The sequence below is a fragment of the Kitasatospora sp. NPDC087315 genome, assembly GCF_044744345.1.
Classification (GTDB): domain Bacteria; phylum Actinomycetota; class Actinomycetes; order Streptomycetales; family Streptomycetaceae; genus Kitasatospora.
In genome coordinates this window covers 302,837-315,409 of record NZ_JBIUYD010000004.1, presented here as the reverse complement: position 1 = coordinate 315,409, position 12,573 = coordinate 302,837, and the positions used below count along the sequence as shown (strand labels likewise).

Sequence of the window (12,573 nt, the reverse complement as noted above, 5' to 3'; positions counted from 1 at the left end):
TCCGTGGTGGAGGGCCGGGCGCTTCGGCGTGTCCGGGGTGGCGTCAGAGCTGGACGCCGAAGTCCTGGGCGATGCCCGCCAGACCGGAGGCGTAGCCCTGGCCGACGGCGCGGAACTTCCACTCGGCACCGTTGCGGTAGAGCTCGCCGAAGATCATGGCGGTCTCGGTGGCGGCGTCCTCGGAGAGGTCGTAGCGGGCGATCTCGGCCCCGCCGGCCGCGTTGATCACGCGGATGTAGGCGTTCCGGACCTGGCCGAAGTTCTGCGAGCGGGCCACGGCGTCGTAGATCGAGACCGGGAAGGTGATCTTGGCGGCCTCGGCCGGCAGGCCGGCGAGGTTGACGTTGATCGCCTCGTCGTCGCCCGCGCCCTCGCCGGTGCGGTTGTCACCGGTGTGGACGACGGTGCCGTCCGGGGTGCTGGTGTTGTTGAAGAAGACGAAGTGGCCGTTGGACAGCACCTTGCCGTCCGCGTTCAGCACGATCGCGCTGGCGTCGAGGTCGAACTCGGCACCGGTCGTGGTCCTGACGTCCCAGCCGAGTCCGATGGTGACCGCGGACAGGCCGGGGGCCTCCTTGGTCAGCGAGACGTTGCCACCCTTGGAGAGGCTCACTGGCATGGTGTTTGCTGTCCCTTCGTTGCTTTGACCCGGATAACGCGAGAGCCCGGTGACTTGGTTCCGTACCGGGTGGCCAATTTCCGCGGTGAATCACGGTTGGGCAAAGACGAGGGCAATGAACCGTCGGAACAGGCCGATCGGGGCGGGCACGCGAAGTGGTCAGATTCGACGGTAGCGGCCCTGAAGTGACCAGATGTTCGGATTGTCGGCCAGGTCGGGGTGCATGTCGAAGAGATCGGCGAGGGTGTCCTGGAGGAAGTCCCTGGCCTCGCGCCGCAGCTCGCTGTGGCGGACGACGGCGGGTGGCTCGTCCGGCAGCCAGGTCGCGGTGACCTCGACCCAGTTGAAGCGGCGGGCGAACCGCAGCAGCTCGGTGTTCTGGGTGAAGTCGAGGTCGGCCGTCTGCACCCGGGCCGCGCGGCTGCCGTCCGGGTCGCGGTCCAGCTGCTCGGCGATGTCGCACAGGGCCCAGGCGAAATCGAGCACCGGCACCCATTTCCAGTCGGTGGACAGTTCCGTCCCGTCGGCGTCGAGGTAGACGTCGCCGCAGAAGAGGTCGTACCGCAGGGTGTGCACGGAGGCGCTGCGGTAGTCGGTCTGCGGGGGGTCGGGGAAGCGGTTGGAGAGGGAGTAGCCGAGCTCGATCACGTACGCCATTGTCGGGGTTGCGGGCGCGGCCGGATAACCGGGTGACCGGCGGCCCCGGGCACGGGATGATGGGCGCATGCCCGAGCCCATCCGCGTACGGGGCTCGGTGGTCGTCCCCGACACCGAGCTCGTCTGGCGCTTCTCCCGTTCCTCCGGCCCCGGCGGCCAGCACGTCAACACCTCCGACACCCAGGTGGAGCTGCGCTACGACCTGGCGGCCTCCGCGGCGCTGCCCGAGGTCTGGAAGCAGCGCGCCCTGGAGCGGCTGGCCGGCCGGCTGGTGGACGGGCGGGTGCTGGTGGTGCGGGCCTCGGAGCACCGCTCGCAGTGGCGCAACCGCGAGGTCGCCGCGGCCCGGCTGGCGTCGCTGCTGGGCGAGGCCACCGCGCCGCCGCCGAAGTCGCGCCGGGCCACGAAGCCGAGCCGGGGCATGGTCGAGCGGCGGCTGTCCAACAAGCGGCACCGCTCCGAGCTGAAGCAGGGCCGGCGCGCTCCGCACTCCGACTAGCCCGGGGCCGGGGAGCGGGTCAGCCCAGCTGCCGGTAGGAGCCGCGGAAGTAGAGCAGCGGGCGGCCGCCCGGGTTCGGCACCACGGCCTCCAGGACGCGGCCGAGCAGCAGGGTGTGGTCACCGGCGGCTATCCGCTGCTCGGTGCGGCACTCGACGGTGGCGAGCGCCCCGTCGATCAGCGGTGCGCCGGTGAGCGGGCCGCGGTGGTGCGGCGCGTCGGCGAACAGCAGCCGGTCGCTGAGCCGGCCCTTCATGGCGAACCGCGAGCCGAGCGCCTTCTGCTCCTCGGCGAGCAGCGAGACCGCCCAGGTGTCGGTCCGGGAGAGCACGTCGTCCATCCGGGAGTCCTCGCGGACGGAGATCAGCACCAGTGGCGGCTCCAGCGAGACGGAGAGGAAGGACGTGGCGGTCATGCCGACGTCCTCGCCGTCCTCCGGGTCGTGGACGGTCACCAGGCTCACGCCGGAGGCGAGCTGGGAGAGCGCTGCCCGGAACTCGTCGGGCGTCGCTTGGGGGGCAGCTTCGGGCTGCGGGGACGAGTACACGTACCGCACGGTAGTCGGCGGCCGGGCAGAACGGCATCGGGCCGTGGTCGTAGGACCAACGGCGCAGAGGTTACGGTTCGCCGCCGGACTCACCCGCAGGAGTGAAGCAGGGAGCCCGCCGGCCGTCAGGTGGCTTCAGTGCGCGGTCAATGCGGCCGACCAGGAGAAATATCCCGATGAAGCCCTATGTCCCCATACGGGACGGATGAACTGATTAAGGGCGCATAAGTCTTGTGTGATTTAAGTCACAAGTGGCGGCCTATTGCTGACCGAGCGTGCCGAACGCTGTGCTCCCTGTGATTCAGTTCTTCTGGCAATCGGACGATAACCATTCAAGAACTATCCGAAGCAGCCGGGGAGCCCCCGCATGGAAGCCGAGTCGGAGCCGTACGTCCGTCTCGCGACCCTCCGCACCTTGCACCGGGTCGTGGCGGACCTCAACGCTGCCCGCAGCCTGGCGGGCACGCTGCAGGCCGTGGTCGAGGGCGCGGTGCACGGGCTCGGCTTCGACGCCGCCGCGGTCAGCCTCGTCCGCCCGGACGGCGACCTCGTGGTGGCGGCCGTCTGGGAGCTGGAGGAGAGCGCCATGGGCGGCCCCTCCGTCCTGCTCGGCCAGGTCGGTTCGCGCGAGTCCTGGGACCGGCTGCTCGGCGTCAGCGACCACTGGGGCACCCTGCGCTTCCTCCCCTACGACCGGGGCTGGGCCGTCGCCAGCGACATCCCGCGCTGGATCGGGGACGGCCCGCAGCCCGTCTACGCCAACGACTGGCACCCCGCCGACGGGCTGCTCGCCCCGATGTACAGCGCCGGCGGCGACCTGCTCGGCGTCCTCTCGGTGGACCGTCCGCGCAGCGGCAAGCGGCCCGGCGCCTGGACCCGCGAGGCGCTGGAGATGTTCTCCCTCCAGGCCTCCATCGCGATCGGCAACGCCCGGCTGCGCGCCGAGATGCAGCGTGCGCTGGCCCGCCTGGAGAAGGAGCAGCAGGCGCTGCGGGCCAGCGAGGAGAGCTTCCGCCAGGCCTTCGAGTACGCGCCCAGCGGGATGGCCATCACCGAGCTGCACGGTGCCGGGCGCGGCCAGCTGACCAGGGTCAACGACGCGCTCTGTCGGCTGCTCGGCCGCCCCCGCGCGGTGCTCCGGCAGCAGAGCTTCGCCGATCTCGTCCACCCCGAGGACCGCGCCCTGCTGGAGCGCACCAGCGCCGAGAGCGGCCGGGCGGAACTGCGGCTGTCCCGGCGGGACGGCGGCTACCAGTGGGTCTGTCTGCGGAACTCGATCGTCGCCGACGCCGCCGAGGGCCCGAGCTTCCTGCTCACCCATGTCGAGGACATCGAGGACCGCAAGCGCCACGAGCTCCAACTGGCGCACCGGGCCAGCCACGACGCGCTCACCGGCCTGCCCAACGGCGCCGAGCTCAAGGCCCGGCTGGGGCGGCGGCTCTGCAACGAGCCGCAGGCCGTCGGCGCCGTCGCCGGGCACGGCGAGGGGGCTTACCCGCAGGCGTACCCCGGCTACCCGGCCGACTCCTACAGCGCGCACGCCGCGTACGGGGGGCTGGAGGGGACGGACCCGCGGTCCGGGCCGGTGCACGGTTACGGCGCGCCCGACGGGCAGCCCGGGCCGGACTTCCCCCCGGGCGGGACGGACTGGCCGGGCGGCTACGGCGAACATGTGCACGCCGTGGTCCCCGCCGACCAGGGTGCGGGCGGCGAGGTCTGGTCGGGCCCGTTCCGCTCGGGCGGCGCGGCCGCGGTGGAGAAGGGGCTCGCGGTGCTCTTCTGCGACCTCGACGGCTTCAAGTCGATCAACGACCGGTTCGGCCACAACGCGGGCGACGCCGTCCTGGTCGAGGTCGCCCGCCGGCTGAGCGGGGCCGTCCGGGACGGCGACACGGTGGCCCGGCTCGGCGGCGACGAGTTCGTGGTGCTGGCCGACGGCATCGGCCGGGAGGAGGCCAAGGACCTCGCCCACCGGCTGCGCAACGCGATCATCCCGCCGATGCGGATCGACGGCCGGGCGATGCGGGTCGGCGTCAGCCTCGGCGTCGGCTGGGCGGGTTGCGGGATGAGCATCGAGGAGGTGCTGCACACCGCGGACGAGCGGATGTACGACGAGAAGCGGGCCAGGGGCGGCTCGGTGCGCGGGGCCCGGGGAGAGCGCTCGCACCGACGGGCGGGCTGAGCAGCGGCGCGGCCCCGCCGGGCGCGAGCTACCCGCCGGTTGTCAAGGGCTCTTTCCCCGCTGTGGGAGACGGCAGGTAGGGTTCCCGGGTACGAGCGACCATGACTTGCGCCGGCGGCACGGCAGCCGGGCGGCGCGACCGCGATGGGGAGTTGACCACCGTGACGACCGCCGGCAGCAACGGAGTGCCCGAGAGCCCGGAGGGCGGTGCACCGCAGGACGACGATCCCTTCGGCTATCTCTACCGCCCGGCCGACGGCAGCGCCGCGCAGTCGGCCGAGCCGCAGCAGGGCGTGCCGCGCACGTCGTACAGCCGCCCGATGGAGGTGGGCCGTGCCCAGTACGGGCAGCAGGCCCCGTACGGTCAGCAGCCGTACCCGCCGCAGCAGCCCTACCCGCCGCAGCAACAGCAGGGGTACCCGCAGGGGCAGCCCGCCCAGCCGTACCCGCAGCAGCAGCCCGAGTACGGCGGTGTGCCGACCCAGCAGACCCGCTACGCCGAGCACTCCCGCCCGCAGCCGGGGGAGGAGCGGCCGAGCAGCGGCCGGAGCAAGGGTGCGGTGATCGGTGCCGTGGCGGTGGTCGCGGCGATCGCGATCGGGGCCGGGATAGCGCTCTCCACCGGTGACCCGGAAGGCGACAAGGACGACAAGCCGACGCCCTCGGCCAGCGCGCCCGTCACCCCGACCACCACGGCGGGCAGTACCGCCCCCTCGCCCTCGGCCAGTGCCGCCCCGGCCAACGGCCCCGGCACCGTGGACGCGAGCCAGCTGCAGGGCCAGAACGCGCCGTCCGGGAACACCGTCAAGGGCGCCAAGTCGGCGGACGGCAGCTATCTGACGCTCCAGGCCGGGTCCTCGGTGACCTGGACCGGCGAGGTCGCCGCGGCCGGGACGTACAAGCTGACCGTGCACTTCAACAACCCCGGGGCCGACGTGAAGGCGACGGTCGCCGTCAACGGCAAGGACTGGCCGAGCGGTCTGGCGTTCCGGAACTACTCGCCGGGCAAGGACGCGGCGTCCTCCTGGTACACCACCTACATAACTCCGCCGCTCCAGGCCGGACCGAACACCGTGACCGTCTCGGCCCCGGTGGGCGGCACCGTCCTGATCGACCAGGTGACGCTCGAAGCCAGCGCCGGCTGACCGGCCCCGGGCACACCACGGCCGCCCGTCCCCTCTGTGCGGAGGGGGCGGGCGGCCGTGGCCGTCGGTCAGACGGACGTGACCGGGGCGAACTTCTCGGCGCCGGTGATCCACTCGCCGCGGCGCATCACGGCGACCAGGTCGTAGCTCTCGGAGTCGACGACCACCAGGTCGGCGTTCTTGCCGGTCTCCAGCGAGCCGATCGAGTCGGCGAGGCCGAGCAGGCGGGCCGGCGCGGCGGAGAGCGACTCGGCGGCCTGGTTCAGCGTCAGGTTGTTGACGGTGACGGACCGCTTGAACGCCACGTCCAGGGTGAGCGTGGAGCCGGCGATCGCGCCGCCCTCGACCAGACGGGCCACGCCCTCCTTCACCTCGACCTGGAGCGGGCCGAGCGGGTAGAGGCCGTCGCCCATGCCGGCCGCGCCCATCGCGTCGGTGATCAGCGCGACCCGGGAGGCGCCGGCGGTGCCGTAGGCGAGGTCGAGCACCGAGGGGTGCAGGTGGATGCCGTCGTTGATCAGCTCGACGGTGACCCGCTCGTCCTCCAGCAGCGCCACGATCGGGCCGGGCGCGCGGTGGGCGATGCCGGGCATGGCGTTGAAGAGGTGGGTGGCGACGGTGGCGCCGGCCTCGATCGCCTCCAGGGTCTTGGCGTAGTCGGAGTCGGTGTGGCCGACGGCGGCGATCACACCGAGGTCGGCGAGCATCCGCACGGACTCCAGGCCGCCGGCCAGCTCCGGCGCCAGGGTGACCATCCTGGCGTGGCCGCGGGCGGCGTCGACCAGCTTGCGGACCAGCGCCGGGTCGGGGTCGCGCAGCAGGTCGGGGCGGTGGGCGCCGCAGCGGTTGTGCGAGATGAACGGGCCCTCGAAGTGGATGCCGGCGAGGACGCCGTCCTCGACCAGCTCGGAGAGCACGGAGGCCTGGCGGGCGACCTCGTCGATCTCACCGGTGACGGTGGACGCCATGGTGGTCGTGGTGCCGTGTTCCAGGTGGGTACGGGCGACCTTGAGGGCCTCCTCGGCGATGCCGGAGGTGTACGAGGCGCCGCCGCCGCCGTGGACGTGCAGGTCGACGAAGCCGGGGACGACGGTGTACCCGGTCAGGTCGAGGTCGCCGGGCTCGGCCGCGCCGCCGAAGCCGGCGATCAGCGGGCCGTCGATCGAGAGCCGGTCGCCCTCGACGACACCGCCGGGCAGGACGAGTCGGGCGCCGGCCAGTGCGGTACGCCGCGGCAGAGCCGCTGATTGAATCCGCGTGGTCACGCGGTCACCTCCATGGAGAGCAGGTCCCAGGCGAGCAGGCCCGCGCCCAGGGATGCGGCGGTGTCTTTGAGCATGGCCGGTACGACCTCGGGGGGCATCTGGAAGGTCAGCCGCTCGTTGACCGCCGCGCGCAGGGGAGTGAAGAGGGTGTCACCGGCCTCGGCCAGCCCGCCGCCGACGATCACCGTGGACGGGTCGAGCAGGCTCTGGGCGAGCACGATGCCGTCGGCGAGGGCGTCCACCGCGTGCTGCCAGACCGCGACGGCACGGTCGTCCCCGGCGTCCACCGCGACGGCGCAGGATGCCGCGTCGGCGTCGGGGTCACCGCAGGCCGCGGCCCAGGCCCGGGAGACGGCGGAGGCGGAGGCGAGCGTCTCCAGGCAGCCCCGGGCGCCGCAGCCGCACTGCGGGCCGCCCGGCCGGACCACCACATGGCCGATCTCGCCGCCGTAGCCGTGGGCTCCGGCCTCGATCCGGCCACCGATGCCGATGGCGCCGGCGATGCCGGTGCCCAGCGCGATGAACAGGAAGCGCTCGACGCCCCGGCCGGCGCCGAGCCGGCCCTCGGCGAGACCGCCCGAGCGCACGTCGTGGCCGAGCGCGACCGGCATGGGCGGGCCGCCCGGGCCGGCCAGGCGCTCGCCCAGCAGCTTGCGCAGGGGGAGGTCCCGCCAGCCGAGGTTGGCGGAGAAGACCGCGATACCGTTCCTCTCGTCGATCGTCCCCGGGACGGCGACGCCCGCCGCCAGCGGGGCGACGCCGAAACGGCTTCGGCCCTCGTCCGCCAGATCGGCGGCGAAGTCGAGGATGGCGGCGACGACGGCGTCCGTGCCGTGCTCCCGCCCGGTCGGTCGGCGTGCTTCGAACAGCACGGAGCCGTCCTGGGCGAGCAGCGCGGCCTTCATGCCGGTGCCGCCTACATCGAGTGCGATGACGTGCTTCACGGAGGACAGTTTCCCTTGGTCGGGTCGGAGAGGTCTAGTCCAGTTGTCGGATTGGTCTGGTCCAAAGTAGGTGAGCTTTGTCGCAGAACCATGTGGTGTGCGGCACTTTGCGCGTCCTGCTGCGGCTCGCCGCCATTGCGCATCGTGCAATGACCTCCGCACTTCGATAACTACCCGGCACGTACCGGCCAGAGGTGTGGACCACCGTGCGGTGGGTTTGACAGTGTTACGCCTCCCCCCTGCCGGATTCCCCCATCCGGCCGCTTTTCAGACAACTCCGACGTCCATCGGACTCCCCCCTCGAAGGCGGTACCCGCGTTGAACAGGCGCGCCCAGGTCCCCACCCGTCTGCTCGGCACCGCGCTGGCCGGAGCGCTGCTGCTCACCGGCTGCGGTGGGCAGGGCGACAGCACGGTCACCCTCAAGCTGGTCGCGGCCGACTACGGCGAGAGCGCGGAGACCAGCTCCAAGCCGTACTGGGACGACATCGCCCACCGCTTCGAGGCCGCCAACCCCGGGATCAAGGTCGATGTCGAGGTGGTCGGCTGGACCGACATCGGCAAGCGGGTCGACGACCTGATCGCCGCCGGCACGTCGCCCGACCTGCTGCAGACCGGCGGGTTCGCCGACCAGGCCGCCGCGGACCGGCTCTACCCGGCCACGGACGTGCTGTCCCTGGAGACCCAGGCCAACATGATGGATTCCTTCACGCACGCCGGGCAGATGCTCGGCACGCAGTACGGCATCCCGTTCGTCTCCTCCTCGCGGGTGCTGTTCTACAACAAGGCGGTCTTCCAGAAGGCCGGGATCAGCCAGCCGCCGGCCACCTGGAGCGAGCTCAAGCAGGACGCCGAGAAGATCAAGGCCAAGGTGCCGGGGGTCACCCCGTACGGCCTGCCGCTCGGCCCGGAGGAGGCCCCGGCCGAGTCGATGCTGTGGACGCTCAGCGGGGGCGGCAGCCTCTCCGACGACGTCGGCAACTACACCATCGACAGCCAGCAGAACCAGGCGACCTTCAGCTGGCTGCGCACCAACCTGGTCGACACCAAGCTCACCTACGCCGAGCCGGGCAAGATGAACCGCACGCCGGTGTTCACGGACTTCGCGGCGGGCAAGGTCGGCATGCTGAACGGGCACCCCACCCTGCTGCGGATGGCCGCCGCCGGGAAGATCGACTTCGGTACGGCGCCGATACCGAAGCGGGACGGGGTGGCCAAGACCGGCAGCCTCGGGGTCGCCGACTGGATGATGGCGTTCAAGGCCAACGGGCACAAGAACGAGATCAAGAAGTTCCTCTCCTTCGTGTACACCAAGGAGAACCAGCTGAAGTTCGACGAGACCTACAACCTGCTGCCGGTGACCCAGGACGCCTTCACCCAGATGACGACGGACGGCAAGCACGACGACCTGAAGCAGTTCGCGACGGGTCTGACGAACGCCAGCTTCTACCCGTTCGGGGATCCGGCGTGGACCGACGTCAGCAACCGGATCAAGGCGGGGATCGGGGAGGCCGTCACCGGCGACGCCAAGAAGGTGCTCGAGGGGCTGCAGGGGGCCGCGCTGAAGGAGGCCGCGCGGGTCCGGAAGTAGCCGGACCGGCGCGAGGGCCCCTCGGCGGCCACGGGCGTGGCGGGTGGTCGGAGCGCTCCGTCAGAGCGTGATGGCGTAGGCCTTGCGGAGGGTCTCGTGGACCGTCCAGGTGGTGCGGTCGCCGGCCCGGAGCACGGCGCAGTCGCCCGGGCCGACCTCCAGGGTCGGGCCGCCGTCGATCTCGATGGTGGCCCGGCCGCCGAGCACCACGAACAGCTCGTCGGCCTCGACATCGGTGACCACCCCGGGGGTGATCTGCCAGATGCCGCGGAGCTGGCGGCCGTCGGGGGACTCCGAGAGGACCTTGCCGGAGACCTCGGGGGTGCCGGAGACGATCTGGGCCGGGTCCAGCGGGTCGGGTTCGAGCTCGGCGGTGGGGATGTGCAGGGCGAAGCTGGTGGTCATGCCAGCGACGGTAGCGGCGCGGGCGGGGAGCGCGGGGGCGCAGAGTGTGTCGGACCGGCGGGGGAGAATGACAGGTCGTAGCGGACCGGGGCGTCGGAGGCGGTGACGGGGCATGGGTGAGCTGACCGGGCGGGACCGGGCGGTGCTGGAGCTGGAGGGACGGCAGTGGCGCACGGCCGGGGCCAAGGAACGGGCGATCCGGGAGGAGCTGGGGCTCTCCAGCACGCGGTACTACCAGCTGTTGAACGGGCTGCTGGATCGGCCGGAGGCCCTGGCCCACGCGCCGGTGCTGGTGAACCGGTTGCGGCGGGTACGGGCGGCCCGGCGGGCGGCCCGGTAGCGGGTCGGCAGTGGGTCGGTAGCGGTCGGTAGCCGACCGCCGGCCGGGTGACGGCGCGGCCGCGTGGGTAGGGTCCGGGCATGGTCTTCAAGGAGATTCCGCAGCCGGACACGGACGCCGGGCGCACGGGGCTGGAGGCGGTGCTCGCCTCGCCCGGGGACGCGGTGGTCGCCCTCGACTTCGACGGGACGCTGGCACCGATCGTGGCCGATCCGAGCCTGGCGCGCGCGCATCCGGGCGTGGCGGGGGCGCTGCGGGGGCTGGCCCCGCACGTCGGCTCGATCGTGGTGGTGACGGGCCGGCCGGCCGCGCTGGCGGTCGAGTACGGCGGGTTGGCGGCGGTCGACGGGCTGGTGGTGCTGGGGCACTACGGCGCCGAGCGCTGGGAGGCCGGAGAGGTCACGGCGCCGCCGGTGCACCCGGGGGTGGCGGGGGTGCGGACGGCGCTGCCGGACGTGCTGGCGGGGGCCGGGGCGCCGGCCGGGACCTGGGTGGAGGACAAGGGCCGCTCGCTGGCGGTGCACACCCGGCGCACCGGGGCACCGGAGGAGGCGTTCGAACTGCTGCGGGCACCGGTGGCGGCCCTGGCCGCCGAGTACGGGCTGGTGGTGGAGCCGGGCCGGCTGGTGCTGGAGCTGCGGCCACCGGGGGTGGACAAGGGCGCCGCGCTGACCGGCTTCCTGCGGGAGCGGGCCGCCCGGTCGGTGCTGTACGCCGGGGACGATCTGGGCGATGTGGCGGCCTACGCGGCGGTGGAGAAGCTGCGCGGGGAGGGGCTGGCCGGGCTGCTGGTGTGCAGCGGGACGACCGTCCGCGAGCTCGCCGACCGGGCCGACCTGGTGGTCCCGGGCCCGGCCGGCGTGGTGGAGCTGCTGGCGGCGCTGGGGGAGGAGCTCAGCCGAGCGCGTTGAGCTGGTCGAGGAACCACTGCTGGGGCGGCAGGGCGGTCGCGGCGGCGGCGAGGCGCTTGGTGCGGTCGGCGCGTTCGTCGGCGGGCATGGTGAGCCCGGCGTGCAGGGCGTCGGCGGTGGCGATGATGTCGTACGGGTTGACGGTGATCGCGTCGTCGGCGAGTTCGGCGTACGCGCCGGCCTCGCGGGAGAGGACCAGGGCGCAGCCGTGGTCGGAGACCACCGGGACCTCCTTGGCGACCAGGTTCATGCCGTCCCGGATCGGGTTGACGAGGGCCACGTCGGCCAGCCGGTAGGCGGCCAGGGAGCGCGGGAAGTCGTCGTCGACGTGCAGGATCAGCGGCTGCCAGGTGGGGGTGGCGAACTCGTCGTTGATCTCCTGGGCCAGCCGCTGGACCTCGGCGGTGTAGGCCCGGTATTCGGCGAGGTCGGTGCGCGAGGGGTAGGCGAAGGCGACGTGCACGACCCGGTCGTGCCACTCGGGGCGGGTGCGCAGCAGGTGCCGGTAGGCGAGCAGGCCGCGGACGATGTTCTTGCTCAGTTCGGTGCGGTCCACCCGGACGACGGTGCGCCGGCCGCCGACGGCCTCACGGAGGGCGGCGAGGCGCTCGTCGACGTCCGGGCGGTGGGCGCGGTCGCGCAGGAAGTCGGCGTCGGCGCCGAGGCCGTGGACGCCGAGGAACGTGGTGCGGCCGTCGTGGGTGACCGTGAGGGCGGTCCGGTCGACGGTGGCGCCGAGCAGCGCCTCGCAGCAGTCGGCGAAGGCCAGGGCCCAGCGGCGGGTGAGGAAGCCGGCCCGGTCGGCGCCGAGGATCCCGGTGAGGACGGCGGTCGCGACATCGTCGGGCAGCAGCCGGAAGTACTCGGGCGGGGCCCACGGGGTGTGCGAGAAGTGGCCGATCCGCAGGTCGGGTCGGGCCGCGCGGAGCAGGGCGGGGACGAGGGACAGGTGGTAGTCCTGCACCAGGACCGCGGCGCCGGGGGCCGCCTCGGCGGCGAGGGCGTCGGCGAAGGCGGCGTTGTAGGCCAGGTAGGCCTGCCACTCGGTGCGGAAGCCGGCGTCGAAGGCGGGGGCGGTGGGGGTGGCGTACAGCAGGTGGTGGACGAACCAGAGGGTGGAGTTGGCGACCCCGTTGTAGGCCCGGGCGAAGGTCTCCGGATCTATGTCCAGCATCCGGACGGCCTGTCCGCCGACGTCGTGGCCGGCCAGGTCGAGGCGGCCGTGCGGGGCCTCCGCGGCGGCCCGGCGGTCGGCGTCGCCGAGGGCGGCGCAGACCCAGACGGCGCTGGGGTCGGCGATGGCGGAGAGCCCGGAGACCAGGCCGCCGCCGCCCCGGCGGAGGGTCAGCGTGTCGTCGTCCGCGGTGCTGAACGACACCGGTCCCCGGTTGGAGGCCACCAGTACGGGGGCGGTGCCGGTCGGACTCGAACGTTCGGTCGTGAGATCGCCCATGGTTGGTACGTTGCCG

General features: G+C 72.9%; 13 protein-coding genes. 6 read left to right on the top strand and 7 right to left on the bottom strand.

Annotated elements, in window-relative coordinates:
- Positions 1 to 43: 43 nt before the first annotated feature.
- The gene (locus ACIO5D_RS08425; protein ID WP_363612629.1) at positions 44 to 619 is read right to left on the bottom strand and encodes a TerD family protein; all 576 of its coding nucleotides are present in this window, start codon (positions 617 to 619) and stop codon (positions 44 to 46) included.
- Between the two features lie 159 nt (positions 620 to 778).
- Entirely contained in the window at positions 779 to 1,276 is a 498-nt protein-coding gene (locus ACIO5D_RS08420; RefSeq protein WP_400653683.1) for a hypothetical protein, read from the bottom strand.
- A gap of 67 nt (positions 1,277 to 1,343) precedes the next feature.
- Between ACIO5D_RS08420 and arfB the strand changes: the two genes are divergently transcribed.
- Positions 1,344 to 1,775 carry an alternative ribosome rescue aminoacyl-tRNA hydrolase ArfB gene (gene arfB, locus ACIO5D_RS08415; RefSeq protein ID WP_363612625.1) on the top strand — a complete coding sequence of 144 codons (432 nt, stop codon included), beginning with the start codon at positions 1,344 to 1,346 and terminating at the stop codon, positions 1,773 to 1,775.
- A gap of 19 nt (positions 1,776 to 1,794) precedes the next feature.
- Here the strand turns inward: arfB and ACIO5D_RS08410 are convergent, their stop codons facing one another.
- Positions 1,795 to 2,322, bottom strand: a complete 528-nt coding sequence (locus tag ACIO5D_RS08410) for a flavin reductase family protein (protein WP_363612623.1) — start codon at positions 2,320 to 2,322, stop codon at positions 1,795 to 1,797.
- A 367-nt stretch (positions 2,323 to 2,689) separates the two neighbouring features.
- On the opposite strand from ACIO5D_RS08410, the gene ACIO5D_RS08405 reads away from it, so the two are divergent.
- A complete protein-coding gene (locus ACIO5D_RS08405) occupies positions 2,690 to 4,504 on the top strand; it encodes a diguanylate cyclase domain-containing protein (protein WP_363612621.1) in 1,815 nt (604 codons plus the stop codon).
- Positions 4,505 to 4,665: 161 nt separating this feature from the next.
- Positions 4,666 to 5,649 (top strand): carbohydrate-binding protein, encoded by a 984-nt coding sequence (locus ACIO5D_RS08400; RefSeq protein WP_400794357.1) that lies wholly within the window; start codon positions 4,666 to 4,668, stop codon positions 5,647 to 5,649.
- 68 nt (positions 5,650 to 5,717) lie between these two features.
- Here the strand turns inward: ACIO5D_RS08400 and nagA are convergent, their stop codons facing one another.
- Complete coding sequence (gene nagA, locus ACIO5D_RS08395; RefSeq protein ID WP_400794355.1) at positions 5,718 to 6,914, bottom strand: N-acetylglucosamine-6-phosphate deacetylase; 1,197 nt, start codon at positions 6,912 to 6,914, stop codon at positions 5,718 to 5,720.
- A complete protein-coding gene (locus ACIO5D_RS08390; protein WP_400794353.1) occupies positions 6,911 to 7,858 on the bottom strand; it encodes an ROK family protein in 948 nt (315 codons plus the stop codon). The genes nagA and ACIO5D_RS08390 overlap by 4 nt, the downstream gene beginning before the upstream one ends.
- A gap of 318 nt (positions 7,859 to 8,176) precedes the next feature.
- On the opposite strand from ACIO5D_RS08390, the gene ACIO5D_RS08385 reads away from it, so the two are divergent.
- Positions 8,177 to 9,448 carry an extracellular solute-binding protein gene (locus tag ACIO5D_RS08385; protein ID WP_400653686.1) on the top strand — a complete coding sequence of 424 codons (1,272 nt, stop codon included), beginning with the start codon at positions 8,177 to 8,179 and terminating at the stop codon, positions 9,446 to 9,448.
- A gap of 60 nt (positions 9,449 to 9,508) precedes the next feature.
- On the opposite strand, the gene ACIO5D_RS08380 is transcribed toward ACIO5D_RS08385, so the two are convergent.
- Entirely contained in the window at positions 9,509 to 9,853 is a 345-nt protein-coding gene (locus tag ACIO5D_RS08380; protein ID WP_363612613.1) for a cupin domain-containing protein, read from the bottom strand.
- 112 nt (positions 9,854 to 9,965) lie between these two features.
- On the opposite strand from ACIO5D_RS08380, the gene ACIO5D_RS08375 reads away from it, so the two are divergent.
- Both ACIO5D_RS08375 and otsB read left to right on the top strand, forming a co-directional pair.
- A complete protein-coding gene (locus ACIO5D_RS08375; protein WP_363612611.1) occupies positions 9,966 to 10,193 on the top strand; it encodes a DUF3263 domain-containing protein in 228 nt (75 codons plus the stop codon).
- Between the two features lie 80 nt (positions 10,194 to 10,273).
- Positions 10,274 to 11,104, top strand: coding sequence for a trehalose-phosphatase (otsB, locus tag ACIO5D_RS08370; protein ID WP_363612609.1), 831 nt, complete (start codon positions 10,274 to 10,276; stop codon positions 11,102 to 11,104).
- Here otsB and ACIO5D_RS08365 read toward each other — a convergent pair.
- Positions 11,088 to 12,557 carry a trehalose-6-phosphate synthase gene (locus ACIO5D_RS08365; protein ID WP_400794351.1) on the bottom strand — a complete coding sequence of 490 codons (1,470 nt, stop codon included), beginning with the start codon at positions 12,555 to 12,557 and terminating at the stop codon, positions 11,088 to 11,090. The two genes, otsB and ACIO5D_RS08365, sit on opposite strands and share 17 nt — an antisense overlap.
- Between the last annotated feature and the right edge of the window lie 16 nt (positions 12,558 to 12,573).